This is a genomic window from Mucilaginibacter sp. (assembly GCF_028288185.1).
GTDB lineage: Bacteria > Bacteroidota > Bacteroidia > Sphingobacteriales > Sphingobacteriaceae > Mucilaginibacter.
In genome coordinates, this window is sequence record NZ_JAQBOF010000008.1 from 41,752 (window position 1) to 58,299 (window position 16,548).

General features: G+C 38.2%; 17 protein-coding genes. 6 read left to right on the forward strand and 11 right to left on the reverse strand.

Going from position 1 to position 16,548, the window contains the following annotated elements; genetic code table 11:
• Positions 1-177: 177 nt before the first annotated feature.
• Both JWQ34_RS02750 and JWQ34_RS02755 read left to right on the forward strand, forming a co-directional pair.
• Positions 178-1,119 (forward strand): NAD(P)-dependent oxidoreductase, encoded by a 942-nt coding sequence (locus JWQ34_RS02750; RefSeq protein WP_299353560.1) that lies wholly within the window; start codon positions 178-180, stop codon positions 1,117-1,119.
• A gap of 16 nt (positions 1,120-1,135) precedes the next feature.
• Positions 1,136-2,239, forward strand: coding sequence for a glycosyltransferase (locus JWQ34_RS02755; RefSeq protein ID WP_299353563.1), 1,104 nt, complete (start codon positions 1,136-1,138; stop codon positions 2,237-2,239).
• On the opposite strand, the gene JWQ34_RS02760 is transcribed toward JWQ34_RS02755, so the two are convergent.
• The 5 genes from JWQ34_RS02760 to JWQ34_RS02780 are packed head-to-tail and all read right to left on the reverse strand — an operon-like array spanning position 2,236 to position 7,645.
• Positions 2,236-3,366: a glycosyltransferase family 1 protein gene (locus tag JWQ34_RS02760; protein ID WP_299353566.1), complete on the reverse strand. Its 1,131-nt coding sequence runs from the start codon at positions 3,364-3,366 to the stop codon at positions 2,236-2,238. The two genes, JWQ34_RS02755 and JWQ34_RS02760, sit on opposite strands and share 4 nt — an antisense overlap.
• Before the next feature lie 3 nt (positions 3,367-3,369).
• Positions 3,370-4,068 carry an acyltransferase gene (locus tag JWQ34_RS02765; RefSeq protein WP_299353569.1) on the reverse strand — a complete coding sequence of 233 codons (699 nt, stop codon included), beginning with the start codon at positions 4,066-4,068 and terminating at the stop codon, positions 3,370-3,372.
• Positions 4,058-5,413: a hypothetical protein gene (locus tag JWQ34_RS02770; RefSeq protein ID WP_299353572.1), complete on the reverse strand. Its 1,356-nt coding sequence runs from the start codon at positions 5,411-5,413 to the stop codon at positions 4,058-4,060. Before JWQ34_RS02770 ends, JWQ34_RS02765 begins: the two co-directional genes overlap by 11 nt.
• Before the next feature lie 41 nt (positions 5,414-5,454).
• On the reverse strand, positions 5,455-6,393 hold the full coding sequence (locus tag JWQ34_RS02775; protein WP_299353575.1) for a glycosyltransferase family 2 protein: 939 nt from the start codon (positions 6,391-6,393) through the stop codon (positions 5,455-5,457).
• The gene (locus tag JWQ34_RS02780; RefSeq protein WP_299353578.1) at positions 6,386-7,645 is read right to left on the reverse strand and encodes an oligosaccharide flippase family protein; all 1,260 of its coding nucleotides are present in this window, start codon (positions 7,643-7,645) and stop codon (positions 6,386-6,388) included. The genes JWQ34_RS02775 and JWQ34_RS02780 overlap by 8 nt, the downstream gene beginning before the upstream one ends.
• Before the next feature lie 163 nt (positions 7,646-7,808).
• On the opposite strand from JWQ34_RS02780, the gene JWQ34_RS02785 reads away from it, so the two are divergent.
• From JWQ34_RS02785 to rfbA, 3 genes are all read left to right on the forward strand, one after another.
• Entirely contained in the window at positions 7,809-8,642 is an 834-nt protein-coding gene (locus tag JWQ34_RS02785; RefSeq protein WP_299353581.1) for a 2OG-Fe(II) oxygenase, read from the forward strand.
• 62 nt (positions 8,643-8,704) lie between these two features.
• Positions 8,705-9,559, forward strand: a complete 855-nt coding sequence (gene rfbD / locus JWQ34_RS02790; RefSeq protein WP_299353584.1) for a dTDP-4-dehydrorhamnose reductase — start codon at positions 8,705-8,707, stop codon at positions 9,557-9,559.
• Between the two features lie 16 nt (positions 9,560-9,575).
• On the forward strand, positions 9,576-10,436 hold the full coding sequence (gene rfbA / locus JWQ34_RS02795; RefSeq protein WP_299353587.1) for a glucose-1-phosphate thymidylyltransferase RfbA: 861 nt from the start codon (positions 9,576-9,578) through the stop codon (positions 10,434-10,436).
• Here the strand turns inward: rfbA and miaA are convergent.
• The 6 genes from miaA to JWQ34_RS02825 form a co-directional block, all read right to left on the reverse strand.
• Positions 10,416-11,321 (reverse strand): tRNA (adenosine(37)-N6)-dimethylallyltransferase MiaA, encoded by a 906-nt coding sequence (miaA, locus tag JWQ34_RS02800; RefSeq protein WP_299353590.1) that lies wholly within the window; start codon positions 11,319-11,321, stop codon positions 10,416-10,418. The genes rfbA and miaA overlap by 21 nt on opposite strands.
• Positions 11,322-11,355: 34 nt before the next feature.
• Positions 11,356-12,000 carry a hypothetical protein gene (locus JWQ34_RS02805; RefSeq protein ID WP_299353593.1) on the reverse strand — a complete coding sequence of 215 codons (645 nt, stop codon included), beginning with the start codon at positions 11,998-12,000 and terminating at the stop codon, positions 11,356-11,358.
• 38 nt (positions 12,001-12,038) lie between these two features.
• Positions 12,039-13,457 (reverse strand): HD domain-containing protein, encoded by a 1,419-nt coding sequence (locus tag JWQ34_RS02810; RefSeq protein ID WP_299353596.1) that lies wholly within the window; start codon positions 13,455-13,457, stop codon positions 12,039-12,041.
• Positions 13,458-13,481: 24 nt separating this feature from the next.
• Complete coding sequence (locus JWQ34_RS02815; RefSeq protein ID WP_299353598.1) at positions 13,482-14,048, reverse strand: L-threonylcarbamoyladenylate synthase; 567 nt, start codon at positions 14,046-14,048, stop codon at positions 13,482-13,484.
• Complete coding sequence (locus JWQ34_RS02820; RefSeq protein ID WP_299353601.1) at positions 14,041-15,024, reverse strand: glycosyltransferase family 9 protein; 984 nt, start codon at positions 15,022-15,024, stop codon at positions 14,041-14,043. Before JWQ34_RS02820 ends, JWQ34_RS02815 begins: the two co-directional genes overlap by 8 nt.
• Positions 15,025-15,101: 77 nt before the next feature.
• Positions 15,102-15,917 (reverse strand): 2,3,4,5-tetrahydropyridine-2,6-dicarboxylate N-succinyltransferase, encoded by an 816-nt coding sequence (locus tag JWQ34_RS02825; RefSeq protein ID WP_299353604.1) that lies wholly within the window; start codon positions 15,915-15,917, stop codon positions 15,102-15,104.
• A gap of 186 nt (positions 15,918-16,103) precedes the next feature.
• Here JWQ34_RS02825 and JWQ34_RS02830 point away from each other — a divergent pair, with 186 nt between their 5' ends.
• Complete coding sequence (locus JWQ34_RS02830; protein ID WP_299353606.1) at positions 16,104-16,517, forward strand: RNA-binding S4 domain-containing protein; 414 nt, start codon at positions 16,104-16,106, stop codon at positions 16,515-16,517.
• The last annotated feature ends 31 nt before the right edge of the window (positions 16,518-16,548 follow it).

Genomic DNA, 16,548 nt, shown 5'->3' on the forward strand with positions numbered 1-16,548 from the left:
ATATTTAAAGTGTTAAACAATTTAATTTTTTATCAAATTGTTTGAATTAATGAATGGTTTTTTTTAAAATATTCTGCTAATGGCTCAAAAAAGGTTAATTTTGAATAGAGAAGTAAAATTCCCTTGTCGCAACTTAAACATCTGCCAGGTGTTGCCATTATGGCGTTAACATTTAATATGAAGAAAAAAATTTACATTGCCGGTGCGGGAGGAATGCTTGGAGAAGCTTTTTATCGCATATTTAAGAACGACTACGAGGTTAAATGCTCAGACAAAGATGTAAATGAAAAATGGCTTAGTTTTTTAGACTTCCGTAATTTTGAAGCCTATAAAAGAGACGTTGAGGCTTTTAAACCAGATTATCTTTTTCATCTAGGTGCGTATACAGATCTTGAATACTGTGAATTAAATTTAGATGATACTTATCTTACCAATACTACTTCGGTAGAAAACGCTGTATTTATTGCTAATAAATTAAATATACCCATGTTATACATTAGTACAGCGGGGATATTTGATGGTAAAAAAGATTTTTATGATGATTGGGATGAGCCTAATCCGTTAGGTCATTACGCGCGTTCTAAATATATGGGTGAGCGTTATGTACGCGAAAATGCTACACGTTATATAATTTGCCGTGCAGGTTGGATGATGGGCGGTGGGCCAGAAAAAGACAAAAAATTTATAAATAAGCTTATTAAACAATTAGCTAACGGCAACCGCAACTTACATGTTGTAAATGATAAAGATGGTACGCCTACTTTTACAGTTGATTTTGCTAAAAATGTCAAACTTTTAATTGAAAGAGAATACTGGGGCCTATACAATATGGTTTGTAATGGCGAAACCAGCCGATATGAAGTAGCCAAGGAATTGGTTAAAATAGTTGGCCTTGATAATGAGGTTACTGTTAATGAGGTTGCCTCGAGTTATTTTAAAGATACTTATTTTGCGCCAAGACCACCTTCTGAAAGATTGATTAACAAAAAACTGGAGCTAAGAAATATGAATATTATGCGTGATTGGAAAATTGCGTTAAGAGAATATATAAATGACTACTACTTAGATTACCTGAAAGAGAAAAATATTTACCCGGTAAAAGAACATATTACTATATAAATATTTACTTTCGATAATGCGTATAGCTGCATTTGGCTTCCGGTCAATCCCTTTGGCAAAAGGCGCTGCAGGAGCAGATAAATTTGCCCTTGAACTATTTCCAAGACTTGTTAACCGAGGGCATAGCGTTATTGCTTATAACCGCAGGTATCCCGATGTATTTGTCGATGTTAACGAATATAAAGGCGTAAAAATAAAGACCTTTAAAACCACTTCCGCAAAAGGCCTTGATACACTTTTACATTCCCTTAAATGTACCTTTGATATTATAATTAATAATACTGCCGATGTTGTACATATACAAAATGGGGGCAACAGTATTTGGGCATTACCTTTACGTTTGTTTGGAAAAAAAGTATTTATTAGCCAGGATGGAGTAGATTGGAAACGCGATAAATGGCCCTGGTATGGTAAACTTTATTTAAGATTGTCGGCGTTTTTAACCGCTTATTTACCCAATGAGGTAATATTTGATAATGTAATAGCAAAGCAGCTATTTGAAGATAAGTTTAAAAAAACATACAAATTTATTCCTTTTGGCAGTGAGGTAGAGCCGGGTCCAGGTGACGAAGGAATTTTAACTAAACTCAATCTTAAAAAAGGCGAATATTATTTATTTGTGGGCAGGTTTATACCTGATAAGGGCTTGCATTATTTATTACCTGCTTTTAAAAATTCTAAATCAACAAAAAAACTGGTATTAATAGGCGGCTCGCCTAACCCATCGCCATACGAACAGCAATTGTTTGATATGGCAAATGAGCAAATGATTTTTCCTGGTTATGTGTATGGTAATGATACTAACACACTGATGGCTAATTCGTACTGTTATATCCAGCCATCAGATGTTGAGGGGTTATCGCCGGTAGTATTAACTGTAATGGGACTAAATGTACCCATGATAGTAAGCGATATTGAAGAAAACCAGTACGCTGTTTTAGATACTGCACGTACCTTTAAAAAAGGTAATATAGCATCGTTAACAGAGGAAATAGATTTTTGTGAATCCAACTATCCCGAAATGTTAAACCTGGCTCAAAAAGCGCGTGAACGCGCCCTAAGTGTATTTAACTGGGAAAAGGTTGCCGATGAGCATGTGCAAGTATTTTTAAATAGCTAAACGGCTTTTTTAAATACCTCTACCAGTTGCAAAGCTGTATTATGCCATGAAAATAAACTAAGGCGTTTAACTCCCTTATCAATCAGGTCTTTCCTTAAATCATCGCCTTCTAATACTTGCTTTATTTTTGCACTTATATCTGTTGTATCAAAAGGATCAAATGGTAATACAGCATCGCCCCCAATCTCAGGTAAACAAGTATTATTAGCAACCAACACGGGTAAGTTATAGCTAAAGGCCTCTAAAACCGGAATACCAAATCCTTCGTTTATTGATGGGAAAACATACATCAAAGCATTTTTGTAAAGCTCGGCCAAAGCCGCATCTGGTAAATAACCCGTCAATACCACTTCGCTTTGCAGCTTGGTTTCATCAATGGCATTGACTATCAATTTATAATCGTTATCAATTTGCGTTGATGGGGTAGGGCCGGCCAATACTAGCTTTAATTCCGGGTATCCTGATTTTTTAACTTCATTAAAAGCATAGATGAGCGCCGGGATATTTTTTCGTTTAAACATTGACCCTACATGCAATATATAGGATTGGGGTTTTAGTGATAAAGACTGTAACAGTTGCTTTGTAGATGTGGTATCTAAATTATTGTTTAATGTTTTTGGTCCTTCATGCACAACTATTAATTTGTCATTAACTATATGTGTGTAATGGTTGATTTGTTTTTTAGCCCAGGCAGATGGCGTAATTACAAAAGGCGACCTTCTTGCCGCCGGGATAGCTGTTTTTTTATACAACCATAACCATAGTTTACCATAGTATTCGGGAGTTTCAAAAAAAAATGCATCATGAAAAACAGGGATGGTTTTATAACCTAAGTGTATAAGCGGCACAAAATTATCGGTGCAGAAAACAATATCACATCCTTTAAAAAAGGCTTTTATAGGTAGTATTAGCTGTTTCCATAATTGGTAACGCACATGTTCTATCAGCTTTAAATATTTATTATTACCGCTGTATACGGGGATGCTTGTATCTATAAAATGAAAACGGAGATCATGAGATTCCATTTTTTTTAACTCATTACATACCTCTTGCAAATAGGTGCGTGTGCCGGTTTTAGCTACCCGTAGGTCGCGCACATCTACCGCTATAGTTAATGGTTTTGGCATAATTTAAATAGCCTCGCGACTTTTTACCACTTTAGCAGGCACACCGGCCACTATTGAATTTTGAGGTACAGATTTAGTTACTACACTACCTGCCGCAATAACGCAGCCATCACCAATAGTTACACCCGCTAAAATAGTAACCCCGCCGCCTAGCCAGCAATTATTACCAATAATAGTAGCTTGTTTGATAACTCCCTGCGTTTTTATGATTTGTTGGAGATCTGAAAAACTATGATTTTCTGAAAATACCTGGATGTTTGGCCCGGTTATAACATCGTTGCCAATAGTAATACCACCTTGCCCGGCTAAGAAGGCGCGGGCGCCAATACCGGTTCTGTCGCCAATGGTAATGCCGGTGCCTTTTTGTGCAATAACGCCTGTGCAAAATAGTATCGAATCACGAGCGATAGACACATGATCGCCCAATTGTATGCCATTGGTTGATAGGGCGTTTATATCAACATTATCACCCAATATTAAATTTTTACCTGCCACTATCTGGTAGCCATGCCTCACTTTTACATGTGTGCCGACAAAGAGTAATCCGGCAGATTTTTTTAAAAAGGGCTTTAACAACAAACCCCTTATCACCTGGAACCACCTAACCCAGGTAACGCTAAAAAGGTCGCGGCCAGAGTAAGCGCTTTCCCATTTATAATTGGGATCGTTCTTTAGTGTTTTTATGAGTTTTTCAATTATCATTTGCCGGTTGTACTTGAGGTTGTACAGGGTACATTATCATGCTGATAAATAAACCTGATAAAAACCAATCCATGTATGACAGATAGGAGGATGACTCTACTTCGGATGTTAGCATCGGGATAAAGAAGCCAACCTTAATCAACAAAACCGCCATACATACTTTCCTTTCTTTGCCTTTTAGTTTATTTAACCATTTTAAGCCTGCTTTAACAAACATTATATATATGGCCAGGTATAAAAATAAGGCAATTATACCAGCTTGCACTCCAATAATTATAAATTGATTTTCGCCGCCTACGTTTTCGCCCAATGAGCCTGCTACCCGGCCCGATGTACCCAACCCCAGACCCAACGGATGCGCGATCATAGATAATATGCCCTCAACCCATTGTACCAGGTGCCCAACGCTTGATGGGTCGCTAAAATCAATGGTATTCATCAATACAGCAATAAGGCCACTGTTATTATTGCTTTCAAATTGCGTAAATAGGTATATAAGATATATCAATGCCAGGCCTACACTAGCATGAACCGTATTTGTAATAAATTTCTTTTTGGTGATCAATGCATATACATAAATTATTAAAAAATAACCTGCAAGTGGCGCGCGCGATAGCGCAAATAGTATAGAAAAAACAGTAGCGCATAGCGCCAGTATACCAGTTATGTTTATTTTAAATTTATTATCATCCCTGGTGTATAAAGCTCCTATAACCGCTAACGCCAGTAAAGTGGCCGCAGCGTGTTCAAGCGGATTATTAAAGAAACTTGCGAAGCGCCGTAAGCCGCTGTCCGAGTCGAATGTTGTACTTAAACCAAAAATGCCGCTGGGTTCAATATTAAAAAAGTAATAGCAATACTCTGTATAGCCAGTAAATAATTGTAACTGCTGATGCATCATTACTTCGACACATAAAACCGCGCCAGCGGCTATAGTTAACAATACTATGTAATTGAAGTACTTATTAATGTATATGGTTTTAGGGTCAAACAAGCGGCCCGTAAAATATACTATTATGTAAAAGGAGGTGCTTTTAAAAGCTAAAAGCCGTGCACTAAATCCTTGCTGACCAATTGGTAAAATTGCATACAAAAGTGTATAAACGAAAAAAACTAATATAGCATAATCAATAAGGTGGAACCTTGGCCTGTATTTTAGAGTAGCAATATTTAAAGCTAACACACTTAATACCAGCAACTCTTTAAAGAACTGAAAAAATGGAATAAAACTTTTAAGCCCCAGCATGTATGAAACAGACATGGCTGTTGTGTACATTGATAAACCAAAAATAAAAAACAGCAATATCCCCTCGGGACGGCCTTTGTAGACCTCTCTTACCGCCATAACAAACGAAATAAGATATATGAGTGGAAAAATAAACATGCTTAATTAATGCTGATATTGTTTGTAGACCAAATTAACTTTTTTGATGTGAAAAGACCGTCTTTTAAGCCTTTAATTAAAAGACGAGCTTTTTCGTTACGTCTCCGCACTATGAAGTAGGCCAGTAAAGCCAGGTAATAAAAACCATTATAAATTATATTAATGGGATAAAATATTGGGTTACCATATCGCCGCAAAAACCAAGTATGGTTACGACTTGTATAGTAGTGAATAACAGGGCTTAAAAACCCTTCTTTCTTTTCGACTTTTGCAGATACGCCTGCCTCATGATACATCTTACAAGCAGGGAGGTAATGCAACTCATAACCGCAATTACGCAATCTGAATGATAAGTCCACGTCCTCATAATACAAAAAGAAATCCTTGTTAAACCCTCCGCCCATAACTAACGCGGCATTTCTTATCATCATACAACAACCGGTTACCCATTCTACGGGTTTATAACTGTTAATATCAATATTATCGGGTAATGTAGTTGATGAAGATGTTGTACCTAACACTGCATTAAAACTGCCCTCTCCATTCCATAGTTTTGTTTTGTCGTGCATCCAGTATATAGCAGGTTGTACAGCAGCGGCGTGGCCATGATTGGATAAATGTGTGCTTAATGTGGTTACTATATCCTCATCAACCAATGTATCTGTATTCATTATCAATGAGTAGGTATAGTCATTTTTTATACTGTAACCCAATCCCCTGTTATTTCCTTCGGCAAAACCAAGGTTCTGTTTGTTTTCTATATATATTAAATCCGGAAATTGTGTTTTGAGTTGAGATAGCGAATTATCTGTAGAACCATTGTCCACAACAATAATATCAAACACTTGCTCATCACAATATTGTTGTAATGATAAAATACAATTTGCCGTATATACGGGTGTATTCCAGTTAAGCAAAATCAGCGCTACAGGTTTAGCCATTATTTATGGATGATTTTTTTATAACATACTCATACATAACCCAGGCGCAGCATTCAATAATAATAGTAAAGCCTCCAATTAACAAATAGTTACCAATAGTTACCAGCGTAAATGCTACTAAAGCGGCTACAAAAACTAAAAGTATAGCAATTTTAAATATGTAAAGGTTTTTACTTTTTAAAAGCATATCTAACATACTAAAAACATTTAAAGCTGATATAACTGGCACAAATGCCATTACCCTTAAAATCATAACAGCATCAGCATCGTGCTTTTTTGATAAGGTGTAAATTATAAAGTCGGCCAATACAAATATTACCAACGCGCCGGCAAAGCAAACTCCTGCAAATAAGTATTTAGATTTTTTTCGATAAACACCCCACATAGCCGTGCTTTGTTTATAAAGGTTAACCGCATTTGGGTACATCGCGTTGGTAACAATGTTTAACAAATTTCTGCATTGCCCAATAACCCTATCGGCTAAAGTATAAGCCCCTAAAAGCCCGGAGTTATTCCATTTTAAAGCAAAAATTATAATTGATTGCTGCAAGTTGGCTGATATATTATTTACAGTGAGGTAAAAATTATCTTTCCCTATTTTTAACAGATCGGTTTTTAAGGGTGTGTTAAAACTTAGTTTAAGCTTAACAGCTAAATAGATCAACAGGCCAAAATAGGTTATGATATTACCTGTCCCCAAAATAAAATTGACCCATACAGCATCAGCAGGGCCTTTTATTAATAACAGCAGGGCTATTACCGCCGCAATATTTGATATTAAATTCCATATATTAAGTATCCTTAATTTTTCAATTCCGATAAAAAAACACAAGGGGTTAAATACTTCGGCCAGTACAATGGGCGCTGCTAGTAAAATGTAATTATAATAGCCAATATGCATCCAATAAAACATTAATAATCCTATTATAAACAGTATAAAAATAAGTGCCCTTATTAATAATGTATTATAAAACACTACGCTTAGTTTTAAATTATCTGTAAGGTTAAAGGCAGTGTCTTTTATACCTGATTGCCCGGTACCATAATTAATAACAGTACCTGCAAGAGTTGAAAAGCGATAGGCAAACATGATCATGCCAAATCCTTCAATACCTACATCGCCTGTTATAATGCGGATGGTAATAAACAACAATAATACATTAGAGACCTGTATACTACTTAGGTTAAGAAAATTAGAAAGGATGTTTGTAGCCCTTAACCTTTTATAAGAATCTTTAATGCGTTGTTTCAAATGTTATAAATTGATAGCAGAGCAAATTTAACTTAATTTAATTATAATAGTGCGGCCATGTGTTTTAGAACTAAGTAGTAGTAATAGCTTGAACAAATAATAAACGTTATTATTTATATTATTCTACATTGTATAATTATCTTCGCAAATCGATAGTTTATATATGAATTTTCTAAATCCCCGTATAAAAGATCTTCAGCAATTGGCTAAGGATAAGCAAGAAGAATATTTAAATGCAGCGCCATTTCCTAATATTGTTTTTGATGATTTTTTTAATGAGGAGATGTTAAGCCAGGTTTTAGCTGACTTTCCGGACCTTTCAACCAAGCAAGATGTTAAGTTTTACGATAATAAAAACGAAAAAAATAAATTAGAAGCCAAAGGCGAAAAGCATTTTAGTGATATTACAAAAGCTTTTGTACATTACTTAAATTCAGAGCCAATGCTTGAATTTTTGCAGGAGCTTACCGGTATAAAAGAGACGTTACTATCAGATCCTTATTTGCTGGGTGGTGGTTATCACGAAATTAAGCCCGGAGGATTGCTAAAAGTGCACGCCGATTTTAATAAGCATGAGTTGACTTGGATAGACCGCAGGATAAATTTACTGGTGTATCTAAACAAAGACTGGGACGAAAGCTACGGAGGGCATTTTGAACTGTGGGATAAAGACATGACTAAATCCTATCATCGTGTATTGCCGGTTTTTAATAGGATTGCCATATTCTCTACTACTGATTTTTCTTACCACGGACATCCAAATGCACTTGCTTGCCCGCCAGATCGAAGCCGAAAATCATTAGCGTTATATTATTACAGTAATGGTCGCCCAAAAAGTGAGGTAAGCCGTAACGCACATGCTACGCTATTTAAAGACAGGGCAGGGGTTACAGGCGACACTATTAAAGAGCCTGTAACACTAAAAGATGTAATACGCGAACTTACGCCACCAATTATTTACAACTCCATAAAAAAGATGGTTAAAGGTGACAGATAACTATAAGAAGATGATAGGTATTTTAAATAATGTGTACATATTTTACCGCATAATATACTGCAATGAATAATATTATAGTTTTTGGCGCTTCGGGTCAATTGGGGCAATGCATTAAAAATGTAGCTGCTTTAAAAGAAGTAACAAATGTGATTTTCCCGCCAGAGTCTGAAGCAAACATACTCGATACAGATGGCTTAAACAGGCTGTTTGAGCAATATAAACCCGCTTACGCCATTAATTGCGCTGCTTACACAGCCGTGGATAAAGCTGAGGATGATAAAGAACTAGCCGATAAAATAAATAATGTAGGTGCTGCTAATTTGGCCGATCAATGTAATAAACATGGTGTTGTATTAATTCATATATCTACTGATTTTGTTTTTAAAGGAGATGTCGCTCATCCGCTTATAGAACAAGATGAAGCAAGCCCTATAAGTGTTTACGGCCAAACTAAATTGGATGGCGAGAAAGCAGTTGCCTTGATCTTAAAAGAACATTTTATTATTCGTACCGGTTGGCTTTATTCTGAATATGCTAACAACTTTGTTAAAACCATGTTGAAGTTGGGTAGCGATAGAGATGAGCTGAAAATAATTGCTGATCAAGTGGGTACTCCAACTTATGCCATTGATCTGGCAACTTTTATTTTATTGGTTGTTAATAGCGAAAGTAAAGCCTATGGTATATACCATTACAGCAACGAAGGCGTTACATCATGGTTTGATTTTGCGCGGGCAATATTTGATATATCTGCAACTACGGTAAAAACTATACCAATTCGTACGGATGAATATCCTACCCGGGCAATCCGTCCAAGCTACTCTGTAATGGATAAAAGCAAAGCAAAACAAACATTTAATATAGAAATACCTTATTGGAGAGATAGCCTGGTAAGTTGCATCGGTAAACTTCAATAATTACTAATACATATATATGAAAGGAATAATCTTAGCCGGCGGATCTGGTACCAGGCTTTATCCCATAACAAGAGCAATAAGTAAGCAGTTAATGCCTATTTATGATAAACCGATGATCTACTATCCCTTATCGGTATTAATGCTGGCTGATATCAAAGATGTTTTAATTATTACTACACCCGAAGATAGTGACAGTTTTAAACGCTTATTGGGCAATGGAAAAGACTTAGGCTGTAATTTTGAATATGCTGTACAGACTGTACCTAATGGTTTAGCGCAGGCCTTTGTGATAGGCGAAAAATTTGTAGGAAATGATAAAGTGGCCCTTGTATTGGGCGATAACATTTTTTATGGCAGCGGTTTTAGTAAGCTGATACAGAGTTTTAATGATGTAAGTGGCGCAGCGGTTTTTGCTTACCCGGTTGCTGATCCTGAGCGTTATGGTGTTGTAGAGTTTGATGAAGACTTTAAAGCATTATCAATTGAAGAAAAACCCGAAAAACCAAAATCAAATTTTGCAGTGCCGGGATTGTATTTTTATGATAATACAGTTGTTGAGATCGCTAAAAATTTGGAAATGTCGCCGCGTGGTGAGTACGAAATAACTGACGTAAATAAATATTACTTACAGCATGGTACTTTGCAGGTAGGTGTAATGGATAGAGGCACGGCATGGCTGGATACCGGTACTTTCGATTCATTAAGTGATGCCAGCGAGTTTGTACGTGTTATTGAAAAACGCCAGGATACAAAGATCGGGTGTATTGAAGAAGTTGCCTACCGCATGGGGTTTATTGATAAACAACAATTAAAAGAGATAGCCAAAAAGTATATAAAAAGCGGTTACGGCCAATATTTATTGCGCCTTATCAAGTAAGCCGATAATAGTTTCAGGCTGGATGTCGTTGGGTTGGAGCCAGTGGATAGTTTGATCTTTTCTAAACCAGGTCATTTGCCTTTTTGCAAAGTGCCGGGTGTTTTGTTTAATCAATTCTACAGCTTTGGTTAAATCTATTTTTCCATCAAAATAATCAAACAGCTCACTGTAACCCACCGTGTTTAGCGCATTTAAATCACGATGTGGAATAAGGCCTGCAACCTCATTTGCCAAGCCTTGTTTAATCATATCATCTACCCGTTGGTTAATCCTATCATATAAAACCTCGCGTGGCAGGTCCAAACCAATTTTTAAGATTTTGAATGGCCGTTTATTAATGGTTGATTTACGGAAGGATGAAAAAGGTTCCCCTGTGCTTCGGTAAACTTCTAAGGCCCTTATAATTCGTTGAGGGTTACTCAAGTCAACTTCATTATAATAAGCCGGGTCTGCTGTTTTTAATTCCTCTTGCAGAGTAGTAATGCCTTTTTCAGTAAATTCATTATTAAGCTGTTCTCTTATTACTGCATCAGCTTGTGGTATGTCGTCAAACCCCTCGCACAATGCTTTAATATATAGGCCCGAGCCGCCAACCAGTATTACAACATCATGGTTTTGAAACAGTTTATCTAACAAGGCTAATCCTTGTTTTTCAAAATCGCCAACCGAAAAATTTTCTGTAATAGAATGCGAATCAATAAAGTAATGTTTGGCTGCATCTAGTTCCAATCTGGTAGGTTTGGCAGTGCCGATAGACATTTCGCGATAAAACTGCCGTGAATCTGCTGATAAAATTACCGTTTTATAATGCTGTGCTAGCCTAATAGCCACCGCAGTTTTACCCGATGCAGTAGGCCCGGTAATTACAATTAGTTGATGACTCATGGTTGATAGTTCATAGCTATTATCTATGAACTAACTAATAATCGTCGTGCGATTTGCCGCTATCTTCAAATCCTTCGTCATCAGAGAATTCGCTGCCAAATTCATCTTCTTCCTCCTCTTCATGTTCTTCAACAACAGCTTCGCCGGTTTCGTCCACTTCCGAGAAATCTTCGGTATCTTCATGGTTCATACCCATTTCATGCAGGAAATCAAAATCATCTGCTCCTGTTTCGGCAGTTGCAGCTGTTGCAGCGTCTGCAATAGTAACAAACTGTCTTGGGGCGTCACCAACAGATTTGATGATTGCAGGGTAAGTAACGCCTGGAGTTTCATCTAAAATGATCTTCATTAACTCCACATGAAAATCAAACGGACGGTCAAAGTTAAAGATGTAATAAAATTTTTGGTGCGGGTCGTCAATGCGGCTGCTTAGTTTTACTTTTTCCATTAAGGCTACACCACGGTCAATCCGGCGTTGGTTTGGCAGGTAGGTAATTTCTTCGCCTTTTAACCATTGATCATTGCTGATATAAAAAGATGAAGAATATTCTGAATTGTAACCTGTTGACTGATGTATAGCCCGGTGAAGATCTTCAAATGTTTGAGTAGATTTAATATCTATCTCTCTTGTTACATCGTCATAATCCTCAAAAGTAACTCTAAACCTGTATAGTGCCATTGTATGTGTTAGTGGAAATTTTTGGTAAAAATAATATTTTAATTTGTGTTTGTGTTTGCCACAACTTTTAAGCCAATTTCTTCGCCTTTTTTAATTGTGAAGTTTATTGCCTCGGGGCGCGAGTTAGGTATCTCGCCTTCCAATATAGCTTCACGTATTTGATTTTTAATTATACCTACTTCGCGGCCCTCTTTTATACCAAATAATTCCATAATATCTGTACCGGTAACAGGTGGCTGCCAGTTACGGATACTATCGCGCTCTTCAACATCTTTTAATTTTTGCTGAACCAGCTCAAAATTATTACGGTACTTTTTAACCTTGTACTCGTTTTTGGTGGTAACGTCTGCTTTACACAACAGCATTAGTCCCTCAATGTCGTCACCGGCTTCAAATAACAATCTTCGTACAGCCGAATCAGTAACGATAGACTGCGATAATACTATCGGCCTTAAATGCAGCTGAACCAGTTTTTGCACCAGTTTCATCTTCTCATTTAGTGGCAATTTTAGCTGCGCGAATATCTTGGGTACCATGCGTGCGCCTTTGTCCTCATGCCCATGAAACGTCCAGCCATGGCCCGGCTCAAAACGTTTGGTAGGTGGTTTGGCAATATCATGTAATATGGCCGCCCAGCGCAACCAAAGATCGTCCGTGGTTTCGCAAATGTTGTCTAACACTTGCAGTGTATGGTAAAAATTATCCTTATGCCCCTTGCCGTCAATATATTCTACGCCATAAAGTGCGGTCATCTGCGGGAATATTTTATGCAGCAATCCCGTATCAAACAAATAATTAAAACCGATGGATGGTTTTTTTGATAAAATGATCTTATTCAGTTCGTCCGTTATCCGCTCTTGCGATACAATGCTGATGCGGTCGGCATTGTTTTTTATAGCCTCAACGGCAATATCATCTATTCTGAAGTTTAACTGCGATGCAAACCTGATAGCGCGCATCATTCGCAATGGGTCATCAGAAAAAGTTTCGATAGGGTTAAGTGGTGTCCTGATCAGTTTGGCGCAGAGGTCCTTTATCCCTTCAAATGGGTCAATTAAATCGCCAAATGTATCAGGGTATAAAGAAATAGCCAAAGCGTTAATGGTAAAATCACGGCGTTTTTGATCGTCTTCTAAAGTGCCGTTCTCTACAATAGGTTTACGCGAATCTAGGCGGTACGACTCTTTACGAGCGCCCACAAACTCAACCTCCAAATCCTGGTATTTTAAAGAGGCGGTGCCGAAGTTTTTAAATACGGCCAGCTTTACTTTCAACTTAGCAGCAACAGTCTCGGCGAAGGCAATACCGTTACCAATGATAACGATATCAATATCTTTCGATGGGCGCTCTAAAAAAATATCGCGCACAAAACCACCGATAGCGTAAACCGGCAAATTTTGCTGGCCTGCAAGCTGCGATATCGTGGTAAATATGTGATGTTTTAGATGCGCTTTCATTAATTGCAAAGCTAATAATAATTATTAGCGACGAATAAACTCAAAGCGGCCATCGGGTGCAAGCCGCATTATGGTTGATGGATTTTTAATTTCCATGCTATGTTGGTCCACATCTACCACATAGTCAACACCATCTATTACTTCCTGGTCTATCTGCGAAAAGTATTGTGGTGATGGTTTGCCACTGATGTTTGCCGATGTAGATACCAATGGCCTGCGCAAACGCTGTATCAACCCCTGGCAAAACGGATGATTTGACACCCTGATGCCCACACTGCCGTCATTAGCAATTAATGCAGGCGAGATGTTTCTTGCACCCGGCATAATTAGCGTTAACGGATTTTCGGCATATTCAATAAGATTATAAGCTAGCTCGGGTACTTCCTGTATGTAACTGGCCAGTTTATTGTCCGTATCCAACAAAATGATCATGCTTTTGGCTTCATCCCGCTGTTTAAGGCGATATATTTTTTTTACTGCTTCGGTATTTGCCGCATCACAACCTATCCCCCAAATGGTATCGGTAGGGTAGAGGATAATACCGCCGTCCTGTACAACTTTAAAAGCTTTAGCTACTTCGTCTCTAAGCATGGTTTAAATATAAGCTCAAGGCGTTAATAATTCTTTGATCGTCTAATAGTTCCATACACTTTGGTATGCCGTATAGCTTGCATTCGTTACGCACGCAGGGCTCGCAGTTTAGCTGGCCTGCACGTAATACGGTTAAGTTAGCTTTGTTATATGGAGCCGTATTATGTTCATTACCCGCGCCAAATAGGGCAATAACCGGTGTGCCCAAACTATTTGCCAAATGTGCCGGGCCCGAATCTGTGGTTAACAAAACTTTTGCACCTGCCATTAAACTGGTTAATGTAACCAAGGTTGTTTTGCCGGTATAGTTTTCTATCCGGTCCTGATTTATGGCATTAACCAAAATCTGCTCCAAAAAAATAGCATCTTTCGGAGCGCCTATCAGGCCAAATTTAACGTCTATAAAAGTATTGGTTAACAAATTCAATAAAGCACGGCCTTTGTCCAGTGGCATCCTGCGCGATTCAGCTTCCGAGTTAAAATTAAGTAACACCAGTTTGTTTGGTTCCCGCGTTTCGGGGTTAAGCATTACTTTACGGCCCGTTACGGGCATTTCGTTAAACTGTTCAAGTATTGACAGATACTCATCAACCCGATGTGCATTTTTAGGCCTTTTGCAAACTTTGGTCAAAAGTAAAAAGCCACCTTCTTTGCTAAAACCAACGCGTTGCTTGGCATTAGTTGCTTTACCCATTACTGCCGATGATAAAGAATCGGGCAGGTTAAAAAACAGGTCGTACTTTTCGGTACGCAAACTTTTGCCGTAACGGTAGGCACCAACAAGACCGTTATATTCTTCTTTTAAAAATGAATGGATCTGGGTTAACCCAGGTATAAGTGATGCTACAGGGCTCAGCTCTTTTTTTATGATAACATCAACCTGTGCCATCGGATAAAGCTGCTTAACCGCCCCGATGAAAGCTGTACTCATAACTACATCACCAAGCCAGTTAGGCAATCTTATCAGTATTTTCATTGAGTTATGAGTTTTGAGTTATGGGTGGTGAGTAAATAAAGAGACACTCGTCACTCAAAACCCACCACTCAAAACTATTAAACAGCTACATTATTTTCCCTTAAAGCATCGTTTAACGATGTCTTTTTGTCGGTTGATTCTTTACGTTTGCCTATTATCAAAGCGCATGGCACTTGAAAATCACCGGCAGGAAATTTTTTGGTATATGAACCCGGAATAACTACAGATCGAGCCGGTACAAAGCTTTTGTACTCGACAGGTGTGCTGCCCGTAACATCAATAATTTTAGTTGATGCGGTTAAAACTACGTTTGCACCTAGTACGGCCTCATGCTCAACGTGCACGCCTTCAACCACAATAGCTCTTGATCCTAAGAAACAGTTGTCCTCAATAATAACCGGTGCGGCTTGTACCGGTTCTAATACGCCGCCAATACCAACACCGCCACTTAGATGCACATTCTTGCCAATCTGCGCGCATGAGCCTACAGTTGCCCAGGTATCAACCATGGTACCTTCGTCAACATAAGCGCCTATGTTTACATAGCTGGGCATCATGATAACACCCTTGGCCAGGTAAGCGCCGAAACGTGCGGAGGCTCCGGGCACTACACGTACACCGGTTTTTTTATAATCTGTTTTTAGTTTCATTTTATCATGAAACATAAACGGACCGGCTTTAATTTCTTCCATCGTACGTATAGGGAAGTATAGTATAACCGCTTTCTTTATCCAATCGTTAGTATGCCAGCGAGAGCCAATTAGCTCGGCAACGCGTATCTCGCCTTTGTCTAACCGCTCAATTACGGTTTCAATAGCATCTGTATATTCTTTATAACCTAACAGGTTCCTGTCTTCCCAGGCTGCCTCAATTAATTTTTTTAGATCTTGCATTGGTAAATTTAAACTTTCGACAAATTAAAGGAATTTTAGGGAGATTTGTTTGATAATTGTTGATTGCTATACGGCGGCGAATACTCACCCCGACATCGCTTCGCTCGTCGACCCTCTCTTTCGCAAGTGAGAAAGAGGGTTGTTCGATGACAAATCTAATATTTGCTAAATTTGCGTTTTAATACCATGCCCGAAAAAGAAAAACTTAGAATAGATAAATACCTTTGGTCCATCCGCCTGTTTAAAACACGCACGCTGGCATCTGATGCTTGCAAGGCGGGGCGTGTAAAATTGGACGGTAATAACATTAAACCATCGCACGAGGTTAAACTGGGCGAAACCTACCAGGTATCAAAAGGCCCTGATCGTAAAATAATAAGGGTAACCGGGTTGCTTGAAAGCCGTACCGATGCCAAAACCGCTGTTGGTTATTATGAAGATATTACGCCTGTTGAGCAAACGCCTGCATTTAAATCAATGTTTCAGGCCCCGGTACTTAAACGCGATAGGGGTACGGGTAGGCCTACTAAACGGGATAGACGAGAGATTGATGGTTTGCAGGACGATTTTTTTAAAAAGGAAGAAGATAGCCCCCTCTAAATCTCCCCCGGTAGGGGAGACTTTTTAATTT

What these genes read in the sequence shown, in the direction of transcription:
- JWQ34_RS02750 (WP_299353560.1), top strand. Translation starts at nt 178, where the DNA reads ATGAAGAAAAAAATTTACATTGCCGGTGCGGGAGGAATGCTTGGAGAA.
- JWQ34_RS02755 (WP_299353563.1), top strand. Translation starts at nt 1,136, where the DNA reads ATGCGTATAGCTGCATTTGGCTTCCGGTCAATCCCTTTGGCAAAAGGC.
- JWQ34_RS02760 (WP_299353566.1), bottom strand. Translation starts at nt 3,366, where the DNA reads ATGCCAAAACCATTAACTATAGCGGTAGATGTGCGCGACCTACGGGTA.
- JWQ34_RS02765 (WP_299353569.1), bottom strand. Translation starts at nt 4,068, where the DNA reads ATGATAATTGAAAAACTCATAAAAACACTAAAGAACGATCCCAATTAT.
- JWQ34_RS02770 (WP_299353572.1), bottom strand. Translation starts at nt 5,413, where the DNA reads ATGGCGGTAAGAGAGGTCTACAAAGGCCGTCCCGAGGGGATATTGCTG.
- JWQ34_RS02775 (WP_299353575.1), bottom strand. Translation starts at nt 6,393, where the DNA reads ATGGCTAAACCTGTAGCGCTGATTTTGCTTAACTGGAATACACCCGTA.
- JWQ34_RS02785 (WP_299353581.1), top strand. Translation starts at nt 7,809, where the DNA reads ATGAATTTTCTAAATCCCCGTATAAAAGATCTTCAGCAATTGGCTAAG.
- rfbD (WP_299353584.1), top strand. Translation starts at nt 8,705, where the DNA reads ATGAATAATATTATAGTTTTTGGCGCTTCGGGTCAATTGGGGCAATGC.
- rfbA (WP_299353587.1), top strand. Translation starts at nt 9,576, where the DNA reads ATGAAAGGAATAATCTTAGCCGGCGGATCTGGTACCAGGCTTTATCCC.
- miaA (WP_299353590.1), bottom strand. Translation starts at nt 11,321, where the DNA reads ATGAGTCATCAACTAATTGTAATTACCGGGCCTACTGCATCGGGTAAA.
- JWQ34_RS02805 (WP_299353593.1), bottom strand. Translation starts at nt 12,000, where the DNA reads ATGGCACTATACAGGTTTAGAGTTACTTTTGAGGATTATGACGATGTA.
- JWQ34_RS02810 (WP_299353596.1), bottom strand. Translation starts at nt 13,457, where the DNA reads ATGAAAGCGCATCTAAAACATCACATATTTACCACGATATCGCAGCTT.
- JWQ34_RS02815 (WP_299353598.1), bottom strand. Translation starts at nt 14,048, where the DNA reads ATGCTTAGAGACGAAGTAGCTAAAGCTTTTAAAGTTGTACAGGACGGC.
- JWQ34_RS02820 (WP_299353601.1), bottom strand. Translation starts at nt 15,024, where the DNA reads ATGAAAATACTGATAAGATTGCCTAACTGGCTTGGTGATGTAGTTATG.
- JWQ34_RS02825 (WP_299353604.1), bottom strand. Translation starts at nt 15,917, where the DNA reads ATGCAAGATCTAAAAAAATTAATTGAGGCAGCCTGGGAAGACAGGAAC.
- JWQ34_RS02830 (WP_299353606.1), top strand. Translation starts at nt 16,104, where the DNA reads ATGCCCGAAAAAGAAAAACTTAGAATAGATAAATACCTTTGGTCCATC.